The sequence below is a fragment of the Halomonas sp. LBP4 genome (assembly GCF_003202205.1).
GTDB lineage: Bacteria > Pseudomonadota > Gammaproteobacteria > Pseudomonadales > Halomonadaceae > Halomonas > Halomonas flagellata.
In genome coordinates this window covers 598,183-614,287 of record NZ_PDOG01000002.1, presented here as the reverse complement: position 1 = coordinate 614,287, position 16,105 = coordinate 598,183, and the positions used below count along the sequence as shown (strand labels likewise).

Here is a 16,105-nt window from a genome sequence, read left to right as displayed (position 1 = left end):
ATGGCGTTACCCTCAGGGCACACCAAACTGGAGAGCATGGAGACCGCATCGACAACCACCCAACACGAGAGCCCCCGAGGGAGCAAGGAGACTGAACATGTACCGCAAGATCATGGTGCCGGTGGACCTGGCACACATCGACGTTATCGAGCCCGCCCTGAAGACGGTGGCCGATCTGGCGCGTCACTATGACGCCGAGGTCTGTTATGTCGGGGTCACGGCCACGACGCCGGGCAGCGTGGCCAGAACCCCCGAGGAGTACCAGCAGAAACTCGAGACCTTCGCCCAGCAGCGCTCCCAGGTGCACGGCCAGCCCGTCAGCACGCACCTCATCACCGACCCCGATCCGATCGCCGACCTCGACAATCTCTTGATCGAGGCCATCGATGCGTTGGGCGCGGACCTGGTGGTCATGCCGACCCACCCGCCGCAGCACCTGGACGTGCTGATGACATCCCACGGCGGCAAGGTCGCCACCCATACCGACGTGTCGGTGTTCCTGGTCAGGCCGGCCAAGCAGTGAGCGCCTGTCCCCGAAACCGCCCGACAACAAGAACCTGACGAACTGAAGGGAGAAGGCTCCATGGAAAAGCATTCTCGTGACGAAGGCGCCGCGGCAGCGAGCCAGCCTTCGGAAGGCATCCCGGCCCCGGAAGGGCCCGCCAACCTGATCGATACCGACTACGTGATCGGCCAGGACAACATCACCGCCAGCCCCCTGGGGATCAACCTCGACCTGCACGGCAAGGTCTTCACCTTCTCCTCCCTGGTGATCCTGTTCTTCGTGATCATCACGCTGGCCCTGCAGGACCAGGTCGAGCCCATCTTCAATGCCATGTTCAGTTTTCTGACCGGGAACCTGTCGTGGTTCTTCCTGCTGGCCGCCAATATCTTCGTGGTCCTCTCCATCGTGCTGATCTTCACCCCCCTGGCCAAGGTTCGGATCGGCGGCATGCATGCCAAGCCGGATTTCAGCTACCTGGGCTGGTTCTCCATGCTCTTCGCCGCCGGCATGGGCATCGGGCTCATGTTCTACGGGGTCTCCGAGCCGATCACGCACTTCGACACCGCCCTCGGCGGCGTGGCCGCGGAGAATGGTGCACGCACCGACTGGGCGCCGTTGGGTGCCGCCCTGGGCGACGAGGAAGGCGCCATTTCGCTGGGCATGGCCGCCACCATCTTCCACTGGGGGCTGCACCCCTGGGGGATCTATGCCGTGGTGGCCCTGGCCCTGGCGCTGTTCTCCTACAACAAGGGGCTGCCGCTGACCATGCGCTCGATCTTCTACCCGATCCTGGGCGAGCGTATCTGGGGCTGGCCGGGGCACGTGATCGACATCCTGGCGGTGTTCGCCACCCTGTTCGGGCTGGCCACCTCGCTGGGGCTGGGCGCCACCCAGGCCACGGCGGGGCTCGGCTACCTGTTCGGCGTGCCCGCCACCAACACCACCATGGTGCTGTTGATCATGGGCATTACCGCCGTGGCGCTGGTCTCGGTGGTGCTCGGCGTCGACAAGGGCGTGAAGCGGCTGTCGCAGCTCAACATGGTGCTCGCCGGCCTGCTGCTGCTGTTCGTGATCCTGGTGGGCCCGACCCTGATGATCATCACCGGCTTCTTCGAGAACCTGCTCTCCTATGCCGTGAACCTGCCGGCGCTGTCCAACCCCTTCGGGCGTGAGGACGCCAACTTCAGCCAGGGCTGGACGGCCTTCTACTGGGCCTGGTGGATCGCCTGGTCGCCCTTCGTCGGCATGTTCATCGCCCGGGTGAGCCGTGGGCGCACGGTACGCGAGTTCCTCATCGCGGTGCTGCTGGTGCCGTCCATCGTCTCGGTGCTGTGGATGACCTCCTTCGGCGGCACCGCCATCGACCAGGCCGTCAACCAGGGCTTCGAAGGCGTCCGGGAGGCAGCCCTCGAGCTGCAGCTCTTCCAGATGCTCGGCCAGCTGCCGCTGACGGCCATCACCTCCTTCGTGGCCATCGTGCTGGTGATGGTGTTCTTCATCACCTCCTCCGACTCCGGGTCGCTGGTGATCGACTCCATCACCGCCGGCGGCAAGGTGGATGCCCCCAAGCCCCAGCGCGTGTTCTGGGCCGTCATCGAGGGCGCCATCGCCATCGCCCTGCTGCTGGGCGGCGGCCTCACGGCCCTGCAGACCGCGGTGATCACCACCGGCCTGCCCTTCACCCTGGTGCTGCTGGCGGCCTGCTACGCCATCGTCAAGGGCCTGATGAGCGAGCCCAGGGCCTGACCCGGCTCAAGCCAACGACGACGAGGGCGGCCTGCGGGCCGCCCTCCTTCGTTTCGATGCTTGCGTCGTTCTCGACATCGTCTGCTCAGCTATCGCCGTGCCATCAGCTCCATAACTGGCCCACCGGCGTCTCGGGCGTGTAGTGCGCGGCGATCTGCGCCTGCAGCAGTTCGGCGGTGGCCAGGGCATCGGTCAGGGCATGGTGCCCCTGGTAGGCGGGCAGGCCGTAGCGGGCCCGGCTGTTCTGCAGCCGGATCGAGACCGGCGGGCGGCCCAGCCAGCGACGGAAGCGCGCCCACAGCGACTGGCGATGGATCCGCGCCTCCAGCGACATGGTGTCGATCATCGGGAAACGGATGCCCTCGCCGAGCCGCGCCCGCACGGCCTCGTTGAGGAAGGGCCGCTCGATATGACGGTAGTGGACCACCGCCAGGCGTCCGGCCAGGGCCTCGAGCAGGTCGGGAAGCACCGCCTCCAGGTCCGGGGCGGCGGCCACCTCGGAATGGGTGATATGGTGATAGGTCACCGACTCGCGGCTCAGCGGGCGGGACGGCCGCACCACCCAGTAGCGCCGCTCGGCGAGGCGGATACGCGACAGGCTGAAGGGCACCAGGCCGATGCTGACGATGGCGTGCCGCCGGGCATCGAGCCCGGTGGTCTCCATGTCCATGGCGACCATGGGGACCTCGGCGATGGGCGTCTCGGCGGCCGGGCAACCGGCGGTGAAATAGTCGACGAGCAGCGGATGGCGCCTCCGTGCCGCTCGGTCGGCCAGGTAGGCCGGCCAGTCGGGCGACGCGCGGCGGAGAGCCGGGCGCAGGATGGCCATCGCCCTAGTGCCTCCGGCGGTCGGCGGTGGAGGGGATGGGGTAGCGGAACTTGAGGAACTTCTGGGCATTGCTCAGCACCTGGAAGGCATCCTTCAGGTTGTGCCGCTCGTCGTCGGCGACGTTCTCCGGCTCGATGTTGTTGTCGGGGGCGCGCTCGTGCTCGAGGTCGATCACCTGGTGGCGAATGCGCGCCATGGAGAGCAGTTCGAGGGCATAGCGCAGCTTCTCGCCCACCCCGGGGGCCAGCAGCTGGGTGCGGTCGATGTCGTCGAGCCGGGAGAAGCTGTTCTGGGCCCGGGAACCGCAGGCCAGGGCGTGCACCCGGATCAGGTCGACCATCGGTGCCGTGCCGCGTCGCTTGAGGTTGATCGAGTTGTTGTGCTTGCCGTCCTTCTCCATCACGAAGGTGCGGAAGAAGCCCAGCGGCGGTGTGCGGTTCAGGGCGTTGCGCGCCATCGCCGCAAGGAACAGCGGGCTCTTCGGCGCCTGCTCGGCTATCAGGTCCTGGAGCTGTTCGACGAGGGCGTTCTCGCCGTAGACGCTGTCCAGGTCGAAGAAGATCGAGCTGTGCAGCAACCGCTCCGGGGTGGGGTCATTGATCCAGTCGCGGAAGTAGTCCTTCCATACCGCGAGCGGCTGCCGCCAGCGCGGGTTGGTGGCCATGATGTCGCCGCTGCAGTAGGGGTAACCGCAGGCGTCCAGACCGTCGCTGACCCGCTTCGCCAGCGCCAGGAAGTAGGCGTCGTGCCGCTCGGGATCGAACTCGTCGTCGAGCACCAGGGCGTTGTCCTGGTCGGTGACGATGGCCTGCTCGTTACGCGCCATGGAGCCCAGGGCCATGAAGCAGTAGGGCACCGGCGGCGGCCCCAGCTCCTCCTCCGCCAGCTCCAGCAACCGCCGGGTGAAGCTGCGACCGATGGTGGAGAGCGCGCTGCCCACCATGTTCGAGTCGGCACCGTCGTGCACCATGCGCACGAAGGCCGCCTTGACGTCGGGCGCCAACTTCGCCAGCCCCTCGGCACTGGACTGGTTGAAGATATTGCTGACCAGATAGAGGCTGCTGTGCGTCTCGTAGCGGATGATGTCGGAGAGGTGGACGATGCCCACCGGGCGGCGGCGATGCATCACCGGCAGGTGGTGGATATTGTTACGCAGCATGCACAGCATCGCCTCGTGCACCGATTCGTCGGACTGGATCGCGATCAGCCGGTCACTGACCACCTCGCCCACCGGCGTGTCCGGCGGGAGACCCTCGGCCACCACCCGCTTGCGAAAATCGCTGTCGGTGAGAATGCCGCGCACCTGCCAGGCACGCTCCTCGCTGTCGCGGAAGGTGTAGCGCGGCTTGTCACCCGGCTCGCCCAGCACCAGCACGGCGGAGGCCTGGAAGTCGCTGAGCTGCTGGGCCGCCTGCTGCACCGTGGTGGAGGCCTCCACCATCACCGGGTAGCGGGTCAGCAGCTTGCGTACCCGGGTGATCATCATGTCGTTGTTCTTCTTCTGCTGCTCGACCGCCGTCTCCATCCGCGGACGCTCGAGCTCGACGAAGTCGGCGAAGTGCTCGTCGGCCTCGCAGAGGTGATGGAAGACGGCCTCGGGGATGAAGTAGATCAGGGCGTCTTCCATGGCCCTGGCGGGGAAGCGTACCCGATGGTTTCGCAGCAGGCTGAAGTGGCCGAAGATATCGCCCTCGCCCAGGCGGTTGTAGAGCTCGCCGTTGCGGCGGTAGACCTCCACCGCCCCGCTGCGGATGTAGCAGAGTTCGTGGAGCTCCTGGTCGAGGGCCAGGATCTCGCTGCCGGCCTTGAAGTAGGCCACCTCCACGCGCCCGGCCAACTCGTCGAGCAGATCGTCGCTGATGGTATCGAAGGGCGGGAAGCGCCCCATGTGCTGACGAACCTCCAGCAGTTCAACGTCCATGCACCAGGCTCCGGCAGCTGTGTAGGTCCCGCTAGTCTGGAATCTCGGCTCCCGGCTGTAAAGCCGGCCTCACACGACGAGGGCCACCCCGTGACGGGGTGGCCCTCGGAGCCGCCGGCCCTCGTGGCCGCGGTGAGTGCAGGATTCCCTCAGGAGGGATTCGCCATCTCCTGAACCCGTTGCATCAGCTCGGGGTCCTGCTGGATGGCCTGACCGATGGCGTTGAAGGTATCCACGTCGAGACCGCTGCCCTCGACCACCTCGACCATCCTGTCGTTGGCTTCCATGCGCACTTCCTGCTGGGTGGCCTCATCCTCGGCAGCCTGCAGACGCTCGGTATACTCCTGGGAAATCACGGCGATCTCCTGGGAGGCATCGGCGAACTGCTGCAGCTGCTCGTCGGTGAAGTCCTGGGCCGGTGCTGCCGCCTGCGGCTGCTCGGGCGCCTGGGCCGGGTCCTGCTGGGCGTGAGCCGTGGCGGTCATCATGCCCGCGGAAAGCAGGGCAGCCGAGAACAGTGCAGTCATCCTTTTCATGAATACCTCCAGGGTGTTGCGGTATGAATGGCCTCCTTGTGACGACGGCGAGCGGGTCCCGTTCAGAATTTTGATGTAATCAAATGAAACAAAAGGTACGCACAACTTAACAATCGTCTCTATAAAGAGACGGGGTGAGCCGGTGCTTCGCCAGGAACGGCGCCATGATCGCCTCTGGCGCCCCATGGCGAGAACGATAATGGGATGCCTTATCGAAAGGAATTCGCCGCGCTGGGACATCGCACTTTGCTAAATCGTGGTGGCACAGTATGGTCGAAAGCCGTTCGTTCTCATGCTCCCTCGATCCGGATACTGCCCGACCGATGAACCCGACACCCTCCTCTCCCCTCGCCTCGGCCTGGCTGGCCGCCATGCCCATCCTGTTCGTGGCGCTCTGGAGCACCGGCTTCATCGGTGCCAAGTTCGGCCTGCCCTATGCCGAACCCTTCACCTTCCTGTTCATCCGTTTCGTGCTGACCCTGGCGCTGCTGGTGCCCCTGGTGCAGCTGCTGGGAGGCGGCTGGCCGCGGGGTGCGAGGCTGTGGGGGCATATCGCCGTCTCGGGACTGCTGGTCCACGGCGCCTATCTGGGCGGGGTCTTCTACGGCATCTACCAGGGCATGCCGGCGGGGCTGGCCTCGCTGCTGGTGGGACTCCAGCCGCTGCTGACCGCGGCACTCGCCGGGCCGCTACTGAACGAGCGGCTGGCACCGCGACAGTGGCTCGGCCTGGCGCTGGGGCTGGTGGGCATTACCCTGGTGCTCGGTGGCAAGCTGGATCCGGGGGACGGCCTCTTCCAGGGCTTCGGCATCGGGGCCCTGGTCAGCGTGCTGGTGGCGCTGGTGGGTATCTCGCTCGGCACCCTCTACCAGAAACGTCATTGCGTCGGGATGCCGCTGCTCTCGGGCACCGTGGTGCAATACCTGGGCGCCGGGGCGGTGCTGGGGCTGGGGGCGCTGCTGTTCGAGGAGCGCAGCATCGCCTGGACCCCGACCTTCGCCCTGACCCTGGGCTGGCTGGTGCTGGTGCTGTCGATCGCCGCCATCCTGCTGCTGATGGCGCTGATCAAGCGCGGCGAGGCCTCGCGGGTGGCCAGCCTCTTCTACCTGGTGCCGCCGGTGACGGCGCTGGAGGCCTGGATTCTCTTCGACGAGCGACTGCCGCTCCCGGCGCTGGCGGGCATGGCCATCGCCATCGCCGGGGTGGTGCTGGTGGTCAAGGGCCGACCGCCCGGCTGAAAGCGGAAAGCGGCACTCGATGTCGCGCCCCTCGGGTACCTAACGATCGAAGACCACGGTGCGGCTGGCGTGCAGGAAGACTCGCCGCTCCACGTGCAGGGCCACCGCCCGGGAGAGGGTCAGACACTCGATGTCGCGCCCCTTGGCCACCAGGTCCTCGGGGTAGTCGGCGTGACTGACCGGCTCCACCCCCTGGGTGATGATCGGCCCCTCGTCCAGGTCGTCGTTGATGTAATGGGCGGTGGCCCCGACCAGCTTGACGCCCTTGTCGTAGGCCTGGTGGTAGGGCCTGGCGCCCTTGAAGCCGGGCAGCAGCGAGTGATGGATATTGATCGCCCGTCCACTGAGCTTCTCGCACAGGTCACTGGACAGCACTTGCATATAGCGCGCCAGGATCACCAGCTCGGCGCCGGTCTCCTCGATCACCTGCCAGACCCTGGCCTCCTGCTCGGCCTTGGTCTCCGGGGTGATCGGCAAGTGGTGATAGGGCAGGCCATGCCAGACCGCCAGCGGCTCCAGGTCCGGGTGGTTGGAGACCACCGCCCGGATCTCGATCGGCAGCTGACCGGTGCGATAGCGATAGAGCAGGTCGTTGAGGCAGTGATCGGCCTTCGAGACCATGATCACCACCGGCATGCGCGTCCCCGGAGCGGTCAGCTCGAAGGTCATGTCGAACTCGGCGGCTCGGTCGACGAAGGCGGCGCGGAAGGCCTCGCCCTCGAAGTCGGGCGCTGGCGGGCGGAACTCGGTACGGATGAAGAAGCCACCGCTCAGCCGGTCGTCGAAGGAGTGCTGCTCGGTGATGTAGCAGCGCTGCTCCTTGAGGAAGCGGGTGACCACGTCCACGGTACCCAGGCGACTGGGGCATTGGGCGGCCAGGATCCAGGTATCGGCAGTACGGCTCATGGCAGAACTCCTGTCGAAAGAAGGCCGGGGAGAACCCCGGCCTTGTAAAGCTCCTTGGATGAAGGCCGGGCTCAGCGTTCGACGCCGATGCCGTACTCCTCTCCGGCATCCAGCAGCCAGCGATAGGTGTAGTCGGCGAAGCTGCGGCGTACCACCAGCTCCCAGCGCTCCTCGCCGGGACGGCGCAGGATCACCGTGGTCTTGGCAAAGACGGTGGTGACGCCCTTGCCCACCGGGAAGTGGCTTGGATGGACGTCGTAGACCACCGACTTCATCAACAGCTCCCGAGCGGCCTCACCCTCGAGTTCGACCAGGGTCTGGCCGCCGCTGACGTTGCTGATGGCGATATGGGCGCCGCCCAGGGCCGCGCGCAGCCGGTTCTCCAGCTCGAATTCCTCGCCGCCGGGGACGATGACCAGCCACTCGTCCGGGGAGATCCACTGGACCGAACGCACGCCTTCGGCGTCGTGCACCAGCCCCTGGGGCTCGCCGGGCAGCGAGACGCCGAGCACCTCGCGCACCGCCTCGTCGAGGACGATGGCCCCGCCGCGCAGCACCAGGTGGCCCAGGAAGGGGTGCTCGCGCAGCACCACCCGGCTCTTGCGGTCGGGGACCGGAGCCCCCGAGCGGCGGTAGGAGTAGGCCAGCGGCGATTCCACCGGGATCTTGGCCTCGGTGCGGGTATCGAAGGTTGCGACGTTAGACATTCTGACGCTCTCCCTTGGGATCGAGGAAGATGGGGCTGACGATCTCGGCCTCATGGACCTGGCCGTCGGCCATGGGCAGATAGACGGTCTCGCCCATCTTCTGCTGACCGCCCTTGACCACGGCCAGGGCGAAGCCCGAGTCGAGGGTCGGGCTGTAGTAGCTGGAGGTCACGTGCCCCACCATGGGCATGGGGATGGCGTGCTTCGGATCGAAGACGATCTGGGCGCCCTCTTCCAGCACCACCTTGGGGTCCTTGGGCTTGAGGCCCACCAGCTGCTTGCGGTCGGTACGCGCGGTATCCGGACGCGACAGGGCCCGCTGGCCGATCCAGGAGAACGGCTTGTCGTAGCCGATCGCCCAGTGCATGCCCAGGTCCTCCGGCGTCACCGAGCCGTCGGTGTCCTGGCCGGCGATGATGAAGCCCTTCTCGGCGCGCAACACGTGCATCGTCTCGGTGCCGTAGGGCGTCAGGCCGTACTTCTCGCCATGGGCGAACAGCGTCTCCCAGACGTGCAGGGCATAGTTGGCCTGGACGTTGATCTCGAAGGCCAGCTCGCCGGTGAAGGAGATCCGGAACACCCGCGCCGGTACGCCGGCCACGACGCCCTCGCGCCAGTCCATGAACTTGAAGCTCTCCTTGTCCAAGTCCATGTCAGTCACTTCCGCCAGCAGCTTGCGCGCCTCCGGCCCGGTGATGGTCATGGTCGCCCAATGATCGGTCACCGAGTTGAAGTAGACCTCGAGCTCCGGCCACTCGGTCTGGTGCCACAGTTCCAGCCATTCCAGCACCGTGGCGGCGCCGCCGGTGGTGGTGGTCATCAGGAAGTGGTTCTCGCCCAGGCAGCTGGTGGTGCCGTCGTCGAACACCATGCCGTCGTCCTTGCACATCAGGCCATAGCGGACGCGGCCGGGGGCCAGCTTGGCCCACTTGTTGGTGTAGACCCGGCCCAGAAACTCCCGGGCGTCGGGACCCTGGATGTCGATCTTGCCCAGCGTCGAGGCATCCAGAATGCCCACGGCCTCGCGCACCGCCAGGCACTCGCGGGCCACCGCCTCGTGCATCGTCTCGATCTTGCCATTGACGGTCTTCGGGAAGTACCAGGGGCGTTTCCACTGGCCCACGTCCTCGAACTCGGCGCCGTGCTCCACGTGCCACTGGTGCATCGCGGTGTAGCGCTCCGGATCGAACAGCTCGCGGCAGTGACGACCGACGATGGCGCCGAAGGTCACCGGCGTATAGTTGGGCCGGAACACCGTGGTGCCCACCTCGGGGATCGACCGCCCCAGGCAGCGGGCGGCGATGGCCATGCCGTTGATGTTGCCGAGCTTGCCCTGGTCGGTGCCGAAGCCCATGGCGGTGTAGCGCTTGACGTGCTCGATGGACTCGAAGCCCTCCCGGGTGGCCAGCTCGATGCCCGCCGCCGTGACGTCGTTCTGCAGGTCGACGAACTGCTTGGGCGCGCGCAGGGTCGGCTTCTCGTGGGGGACCTGGTAGAGGGCCACGGCCGCACCGTCGCGACGCGCGGCGACCTGGGGCAGGCTCACCGAGGCCGCCGCGAAGCCGGCTTCCGACGCGGCCCGGCTGCCCGCCTCGACGCCGTCGGCCAGCACCTCGGCGGTGGCGTAGACGCCCTGAGCCCCGCCGGCGGCGCTCACTCCCTTCACCAGGGTGGGCACGAAGCCGAGGATGTCATCGTTCCAGGTCGGCCGTGCGCCGGTGTGGGAGGCCAGGTGGATCACCGGGCTGTAACCACCGGAGCTGGCGATGGTATCGCAGGTCAGGGTCTCGGCGGCACCGGCCACGCGGAAGCCGTCCAGGTCGATCTTCGCCACCCGGGCGGCGTTAACCCGGGACTCGCCCCTGGCCTCGATGACCGCGCTACCGGGGATGATGCGGATACCGCGGGCGCGGGCCTGCTCGACCCACTCGCCGTCGGGCGATGGCCGGGCGTCGGCGATGGCCACCACCTCGCGGCCGGCCTCCTGCCAGTCCAGGGCGGCACGATAGCCATGGTCGTTGCTGGTGGAGAGCACCAGCTTGTGGCCCGGCACCACGCCGTAACGGCGAATATAGGTGGAGACGGCCCCGGCCAGCAGATTGCCCGGCACGTCGTTGCCCGCATAGACCAACGGCCGCTCGTGGGCGCCGGTGGCCAGCACCACCCGGCCCGCGCGCACCCGGTGCATGCGCGAGCGCACCTGGCGACGCCCGGTGACGCGCGGCGCGACCTCGCCGAGATGCTCGGTGCACCGCTCGTGCAGGGTCACGAAATTGTGGTCGTGGTAGCCGTTGGCGGTGGTGCGCGGCAGCAGGGTGACGTTGTCACGACCGGCGAGTTCGGCCACCGCCGCGGCTACCCACTCCCCCGCCGGCTCATCGTCGAGCAACTCACGGCTGTCGAGCAGCGAGCCACCCAGCTCCTCCTGCTCGTCGGCCAGGATCACCCGGGCGCCGCTGCGGGCGGCGGCCAGCGCGGCCGCCAGGCCCGCCGGGCCGGCACCGATCACCAGGACGTCGCAGTGCCGGTGCAAGTGGTCGTAGATGTCCGGGTCGGCTTCCGCCGGGCTACGCCCCAGGCCCGCGCTCTTGCGGATGTATTTCTCGTAGGTCATCCACAGGGAGGCCGGGGCCATGAAGGTCTTGTAATAGAAGCCCGGGGGCATGAACTGGCCGCCCAGCTTGCCGACCAGGCCCATCAGGTCGCGCTGCACACTGGGCCAGCCGTTGGTGCTGCGCGCGGTGAGGCCGTCGAACAGCGCCTGCTGGGTAGCGCGTACGTTGGGGACCTGGGCGGCCTCAGTGCTGCCCAGCTGGACGATCGCATTGGGTTCCTCGGCACCGGCGGCGACGACGCCGCGGGGGCGCGAGTACTTGAAGCTGCGGTTGACAATGTCCACCCCGTTGGCCAGCAGTGCCGAGGCCAGGGTATCACCGGCATAGCCCTGGTAGGCCTGGCCGTTGAAGGTAAAGCTCAGGGGCTGGCGGCGATCGATGCGCCCGCCCTGAGTGAGGCGATTCGGCTGGCTCATGCGCGGACTCCTTCATGAAGCGTTCCCTGGTCGGCGGCGTCACGGGACGGCCGGCCTTCGGGGTGCTCGGCAGTGACTGTCGGCTGCTCGCCCATCTTGTAGGTCTCGAGGATCTCGTAGGTCACGGTGTTACGGGTGACGTTGAAGAACTTGCGGCAGCCCACGGCGTGCACCCACAGCTCGTGGTGGATGCCGCGCGGGTTGTCGCGGAAGAACAGGTAGTCGCCCCACGCCTCGTCGCTGCAGGCATCCGGATCCTCGGGCCTGGCGATGTGCGCCTGACCCTTGGGGTGGAATTCCTCTTCCTCGCGGTGCTCGCCGCAGTAGGGGCAATGAATATAGAACATGTCGGCTTTCCTCTGCGGTTGGTCAGTGCGCCACGCCGGCTGCACCATGCTCGTCGACCAGCGCCCCGGTATGGAAGCGGTCAATGGAGAAGGGCGCGGCAATCGGGTGCATCTCGCCCTTGGCGAGGCTGGCGGCGAAGACATGGGCCGAACCCGGAGTGGCCTTGAAGCCACCGGTGCCCCAGCCGCAGTTGAAGTAGAGCCCCTTGACCTGGGTCTTGGAGAGGATCGGACAGGCATCCGGGCAGGTATCGACGATGCCGCCCCACTGGCGGTTCATGCGCACCCGGGAGAAGATCGGGAACATCTCGACGATGGCCTGCAAGGTGTGCTCCACGGTGGGGTAGCTGCCGCGCTGCCCGTAGCCGTTGTAGCCGTCGATGCCGGCCCCGATGACCAGGTCGCCCTTGTCCGACTGGCTGATATAGCCGTGGACATGGTTGGACATCACCACGGTGTCGAGCACCGGCTTGAGCGGCTCGGAGACCAGCGCCTGCAGCGGATGGGACTCCAGCGGCAGCTTGATCCCGGCCATCTTCGCCAGCACCCCGGAGTTGCCGGCGGCCACGCAGCCGACGGTCTTGGCCTCGATGTCGCCACGGTTGGTGTGCACGCCATAGATCTGGCCATCGCGGATCTTGAAGCCGGTGACCTCGGTCTGCTGGAGGATGTCCACGCCATGGGCGTCGGCGGCACGGGCGAAGCCCCAGGCCACGGCGTCGTGGCGCGCCACGCCGGCCCGCGGCTGCCAGGAGGCGCCGAGCACCGGGTAGCGGGCGTTCTTGGAGCAGTCCATGATCGGCACCAGTTCCTGGACGCCCTTGGCGTCGAGCACCTCGCCGTCGATGCCGTTCAGGCGGTTGGCGTTGACCCGGCGCTGGATGTCGCGCATGTCCTGCAGGGTATGGCCCAGGTTGAGCACACCCCGCTGGGAGAACATGACATTGTAGTTGAGGTCCTGGGACAGCCCCTCCCACAGCTTCATGGAGTGCTCGTAGAGGGCCGCCGCCTCGTCCCACAGGTAGTTGGAGCGCACGATGGTGGTGTTGCGCGCGGTATTGCCGCCCCCCAGCCAGCCTTTCTCGAGCACGGCGACGTTCTTCACGCCGTGCTCCTTGGCCAGGTAGTAGGCCGTGGCCAGGCCGTGGCCGCCGCCACCGATGATGATCACGTCGTACTGCTTCTTCGGCGTGGGGTTGCGCCACTGGCGCTGCCAGTTCTCGTGGTGGCTCAGTGCGTGCTTGACCAGCCCGAAGCCTGAATAACGTTGCATGCTGTCTCTCCTCGATCGGTCCCCGACCGGTTGGTCGGGGACCACCCCGACGAACGGGTTCAGGCGATGGATGTCTCGTGCGCCAGCGAGGCGGCGTCACCGTATACCGGATAGCGCGCGCAGAGCGCCTCGACCTTCTCGTGCACCTCGGCTTCCACGGCCTCGCAGTTGCCCTGCTCGGCCAGCACGTCGAGGATGTCGCAGATCCAGCCGGCCAACTCGGAGCACTCCTCGACGCCGAAGCCGCGGGTGGTCACCGCCGGGGTACCCAGGCGCAGTCCCGAGGTCACGAAGGGGCTCTGGGGATCGTTGGGCACGGCGTTCTTGTTGACGGTGATGTGCGCCCGTCCCAGGGCCGCATCGGCGTCCTTGCCGGTCACGCCCTGGCGGATCAGCGAGACCAGGAACAGATGGTCGTCGGTACCGCCGGAGACCACGTCATAGCCTCGGTCGACGAACACCCTGGCCATGGCGCGGGCGTTGTCGATCACCCGCTGCTGGTAGCGCACGAAGTCCTGGCTCATGGCCTCCTTGAAGGCCACCGCCTTGGCGGCGATCACGTGCATCAGCGGGCCGCCCTGCTGGCCCGGGAAGACCGCCCCGTTGAGCTTCTTGTACAGCCCCTCGTCGCCGTGGGCCGAGAGGATCAGGCCACCGCGCGGGCCGCGCAGGGTCTTGTGAGTGGTGGTGGTGACCACATGGGCGTGGGGCAGCGGGCTCGGATACAACCCGGCCGCCACGAGCCCTGCCACATGAGCCATATCGACCAGCAGCCAGGCGCCGACCTCGTCGGCGATGGTGCGGAAGCGCCGCCAGTCGACCACCCGCGAATAGGCGGAGAAACCGGCGATGATCATCTTGGGACGATGCTCACGTGCCAGACGCTCTACCTCGGCGTAGTCGATCTCGCCGGTCTCCGGGTTCAGGCCGTACTGCACGGCGTGATAGTGCTTGCCGGAGAAATTCGGCGCCGCCCCGTGGGTCAGGTGGCCGCCGTGGGCCAGGCTCATGCCCAGCACGGTGTCGCCCGGGCTGACCAGGGCCATGAAGGCCGCGGCATTGGCCTGGGCGCCGGAGTGGGGCTGGACGTTGGCGTAGTCGGCGCCGAACAGGTCGCAGGCGCGCTCGATGGCCAGACGCTCGACCACGTCGACGTGCTCGCAGCCGCCGTAGTAGCGCTTGCCGGGATAGCCCTCGGCATACTTGTTGGTCAACTGGGAGCCCTGGGCCGCCATCACGTGCCGGCTGGCATAGTTCTCGGAGGCGATCAGTTCGATATGGGCCTCCTGGCGCACCGCCTCGTCGGCGATGGCGCTGGCTAGGGCGGGGTCATAGGCGTCCAGGGCGGCCTGGGGGCGGTATCCTTCACGGTCGGTCATCTCGGGGCTCCGGCTTGTTGTCGTTGACGAGATCATTGGGTGCGTTCACCTGCCGCGATGGTATCCCCGCGGTCGAGATACCATGCTGCTTGCAAGCGTCACGACTCGATGCGTTTGCGACATCGCTGTCGTCTTTCCGACATCCGGTTCGGATGGGTGCCCGTCCCATCGGACGGATGAAACCCGAGGCCGCAAACTAAAGGCAACCGGCGTGCCCCGGACTTCCTCCCTCCGGGGCACGCCGGTTGCCGAAGCGTCCTCTCCTCACGGATATCAGGCGTGCATGCCCTCGCCTCTGGGCGTAAAGGGGCACGCAAAGGCGAGGGCCAGCGAGTCCTTCAGTACTCCACCACCACGTCGCCCAACGGCTTGCTACAGCAGGAGAGGATATAGCCCTCGGCGACGTCCTCGTCGGTGATGCCGCCGTTGTGCTCCATGTCGACCTGGCCCGAGGCCAGCGGTACCCGGCAGGTGCCGCAGATGCCCATGCCGCACGCCTTGGGGATATGCAGCCCCAGCTTGGCCGCCGCCGAGTGCACCGTCTCGCCGGGCTGGATGCGTACACTCTTGCCGGTGGTGCTGAACTCGACGCTGATCAAGTCGGCCGCGTCGAACTCCTCGGCCTCAGCCTCGGCCTGCTCGGCATGCTCCAGCACCTCCTCCTGCACCTCGACCGGCGTGGCACCGAAGGACTCCTCATGGTAGTGGCTCATGTCGAAGCCGTTGTTCTTGAGCAGGTTCTTGACGGCGTTCATGTAGGGCGTGGGGCCACAGCAGAAGATCTCACGCTCCAGAAAATCCGGCGCCATCAGCTCCAGCATCTGCTGGCTGAGGTAGCCACGGAAGCCGGCCCAGGCCTCGCCCAGCTCGTCGCTGTGCTCGCAGACGATATGCAGCTTGAATTCAGGGATCCGCGAGAAGATGTGCTCCAGCTCGCGGTGGAAGATGATGTCCCGGGGCGTGCGGGCACTGTGCACGAACTCGATATCCACGGCAGAATTGGTATCGAAGAACCAGCGCGCCATGGACATCAAGGGGGTAATGCCCACGCCGCCGGAGAGCATCAGGATCTTATCCGCCGGGTAGTCGATGGCATTGAAGTTGCCCACCGGCCCGTGCACCGCCAGCTCGTCACCCAACTTGAGATTGTCGTGGAGCCAGTTGGAAACCTTGCCGCCGGGCACCCGCTTTACGGTGATCGAGAAGCTGTAGGGCACCGAGGGCGAGCTGGAGATGGTGTAGGAGCGCATGATCGGCTCGCCGTCGATCTCCAGCTCCAGGGTCACGAACTGGCCTGGCTTGAAGAAGAACAGCACCGGCTGCTCGGCCATGAAGCAGAAGGTGCGCACGTCCCAGGTCTCCTGGATCACCTTGACACAGCGCACCGCATGGCGGCCGTTGGTCCAGGTCTGGGTCGTGACGGGGTTGAGGAAGTTCATTGTCATGTTCGTGTCGCCTGGGCTGCACCATGGGAGGGTCCGACCGCGGTGCGACCGCTTGTCGTTGGGCGGAATTCTGCGCCAGTCGATGGCGCCCCCACTTGTCTGTCAGCGACACGGGCATGCCCGTGATTTCCACTCGTCGCCCTTTTTCATGATCCGGACGTCGCCCCTGCATCGACGCCTGTCGCCGGCAGACAACTCTGCCCTCGCCGGCTGATCCACACTCGCCCTGTTTTCAGCCAACA

Annotated in this window: 13 protein-coding genes; 3 read left to right on the top strand and 10 right to left on the bottom strand. The window is 66.8% G+C overall.

The window, feature by feature from the left end; all coding sequences use genetic code 11:
* The first annotated feature begins 97 nt into the window (after positions 1-97).
* Positions 98-523: a universal stress protein gene (locus CR157_RS09900; RefSeq protein WP_110283353.1), complete on the top strand. Its 426-nt coding sequence runs from the start codon at positions 98-100 to the stop codon at positions 521-523.
* Between the two features lie 60 nt (positions 524-583).
* Positions 584-2,251 carry a BCCT family transporter gene (locus CR157_RS09895; protein WP_110283352.1) on the top strand — a complete coding sequence of 556 codons (1,668 nt, stop codon included), beginning with the start codon at positions 584-586 and terminating at the stop codon, positions 2,249-2,251.
* Positions 2,252-2,354: 103 nt separating this feature from the next.
* Here the strand turns inward: CR157_RS09895 and CR157_RS09890 are convergent, their stop codons facing one another.
* The 3 genes from CR157_RS09890 to CR157_RS09880 form a co-directional block, all read right to left on the bottom strand.
* On the bottom strand, positions 2,355-3,080 hold the full coding sequence (locus CR157_RS09890) for a 3'-5' exonuclease (protein ID WP_110283351.1): 726 nt from the start codon (positions 3,078-3,080) through the stop codon (positions 2,355-2,357).
* A 4-nt stretch (positions 3,081-3,084) separates the two neighbouring features.
* Positions 3,085-5,001: a DUF294 nucleotidyltransferase-like domain-containing protein gene (locus CR157_RS09885; RefSeq protein WP_110283350.1), complete on the bottom strand. Its 1,917-nt coding sequence runs from the start codon at positions 4,999-5,001 to the stop codon at positions 3,085-3,087.
* Between the two features lie 149 nt (positions 5,002-5,150).
* Positions 5,151-5,537, bottom strand: coding sequence for a DUF4168 domain-containing protein (locus CR157_RS09880; RefSeq protein ID WP_110283349.1), 387 nt, complete (start codon positions 5,535-5,537; stop codon positions 5,151-5,153).
* Positions 5,538-5,860: 323 nt separating this feature from the next.
* On the opposite strand from CR157_RS09880, the gene CR157_RS09875 reads away from it, so the two are divergent.
* A complete protein-coding gene (locus CR157_RS09875; RefSeq protein WP_110283348.1) occupies positions 5,861-6,775 on the top strand; it encodes a DMT family transporter in 915 nt (304 codons plus the stop codon).
* Between the two features lie 39 nt (positions 6,776-6,814).
* On the opposite strand, the gene purU is transcribed toward CR157_RS09875, so the two are convergent.
* The 7 genes from purU to CR157_RS09840 all read right to left on the bottom strand — a co-directional run bounded on the left by purU (position 6,815) and on the right by CR157_RS09840 (position 15,863).
* The gene (gene purU, locus CR157_RS09870; RefSeq protein ID WP_110283347.1) at positions 6,815-7,681 is read right to left on the bottom strand and encodes a formyltetrahydrofolate deformylase; all 867 of its coding nucleotides are present in this window, start codon (positions 7,679-7,681) and stop codon (positions 6,815-6,817) included.
* A gap of 71 nt (positions 7,682-7,752) precedes the next feature.
* The gene (locus CR157_RS09865) at positions 7,753-8,388 is read right to left on the bottom strand and encodes a sarcosine oxidase subunit gamma (RefSeq protein WP_110283346.1); all 636 of its coding nucleotides are present in this window, start codon (positions 8,386-8,388) and stop codon (positions 7,753-7,755) included.
* Positions 8,381-11,419 (bottom strand): sarcosine oxidase subunit alpha family protein, encoded by a 3,039-nt coding sequence (locus CR157_RS09860; RefSeq protein WP_110283345.1) that lies wholly within the window; start codon positions 11,417-11,419, stop codon positions 8,381-8,383. Before CR157_RS09860 ends, CR157_RS09865 begins: the two co-directional genes overlap by 8 nt.
* Positions 11,416-11,766: a sarcosine oxidase subunit delta gene (locus CR157_RS09855; RefSeq protein ID WP_110283344.1), complete on the bottom strand. Its 351-nt coding sequence runs from the start codon at positions 11,764-11,766 to the stop codon at positions 11,416-11,418. The genes CR157_RS09860 and CR157_RS09855 overlap by 4 nt, the downstream gene beginning before the upstream one ends.
* Before the next feature lie 22 nt (positions 11,767-11,788).
* The gene (locus CR157_RS09850) at positions 11,789-13,039 is read right to left on the bottom strand and encodes a sarcosine oxidase subunit beta family protein (RefSeq protein WP_110283343.1); all 1,251 of its coding nucleotides are present in this window, start codon (positions 13,037-13,039) and stop codon (positions 11,789-11,791) included.
* 59 nt (positions 13,040-13,098) lie between these two features.
* A complete protein-coding gene (gene glyA, locus CR157_RS09845) occupies positions 13,099-14,418 on the bottom strand; it encodes a serine hydroxymethyltransferase (protein WP_110283342.1) in 1,320 nt (439 codons plus the stop codon).
* Positions 14,419-14,756: 338 nt separating this feature from the next.
* Positions 14,757-15,863 (bottom strand): hybrid-cluster NAD(P)-dependent oxidoreductase, encoded by a 1,107-nt coding sequence (locus CR157_RS09840; RefSeq protein WP_110283341.1) that lies wholly within the window; start codon positions 15,861-15,863, stop codon positions 14,757-14,759.
* Positions 15,864-16,105: the final 242 nt, after the last annotated feature.

What these genes read in the sequence shown, in the direction of transcription:
- CR157_RS09900 (WP_110283353.1), top strand. Translation starts at nt 98, where the DNA reads ATGTACCGCAAGATCATGGTGCCGGTGGACCTGGCACACATCGACGTT.
- CR157_RS09895 (WP_110283352.1), top strand. Translation starts at nt 584, where the DNA reads ATGGAAAAGCATTCTCGTGACGAAGGCGCCGCGGCAGCGAGCCAGCCT.
- CR157_RS09890 (WP_110283351.1), bottom strand. Translation starts at nt 3,080, where the DNA reads ATGGCCATCCTGCGCCCGGCTCTCCGCCGCGCGTCGCCCGACTGGCCG.
- CR157_RS09885 (WP_110283350.1), bottom strand. Translation starts at nt 5,001, where the DNA reads ATGGACGTTGAACTGCTGGAGGTTCGTCAGCACATGGGGCGCTTCCCG.
- CR157_RS09880 (WP_110283349.1), bottom strand. Translation starts at nt 5,537, where the DNA reads ATGAAAAGGATGACTGCACTGTTCTCGGCTGCCCTGCTTTCCGCGGGC.
- CR157_RS09875 (WP_110283348.1), top strand. Translation starts at nt 5,861, where the DNA reads ATGAACCCGACACCCTCCTCTCCCCTCGCCTCGGCCTGGCTGGCCGCC.
- purU (WP_110283347.1), bottom strand. Translation starts at nt 7,681, where the DNA reads ATGAGCCGTACTGCCGATACCTGGATCCTGGCCGCCCAATGCCCCAGT.
- CR157_RS09865 (WP_110283346.1), bottom strand. Translation starts at nt 8,388, where the DNA reads ATGTCTAACGTCGCAACCTTCGATACCCGCACCGAGGCCAAGATCCCG.
- CR157_RS09860 (WP_110283345.1), bottom strand. Translation starts at nt 11,419, where the DNA reads ATGAGCCAGCCGAATCGCCTCACTCAGGGCGGGCGCATCGATCGCCGC.
- CR157_RS09855 (WP_110283344.1), bottom strand. Translation starts at nt 11,766, where the DNA reads ATGTTCTATATTCATTGCCCCTACTGCGGCGAGCACCGCGAGGAAGAG.
- CR157_RS09850 (WP_110283343.1), bottom strand. Translation starts at nt 13,039, where the DNA reads ATGCAACGTTATTCAGGCTTCGGGCTGGTCAAGCACGCACTGAGCCAC.
- glyA (WP_110283342.1), bottom strand. Translation starts at nt 14,418, where the DNA reads ATGACCGACCGTGAAGGATACCGCCCCCAGGCCGCCCTGGACGCCTAT.
- CR157_RS09840 (WP_110283341.1), bottom strand. Translation starts at nt 15,863, where the DNA reads ATGACAATGAACTTCCTCAACCCCGTCACGACCCAGACCTGGACCAAC.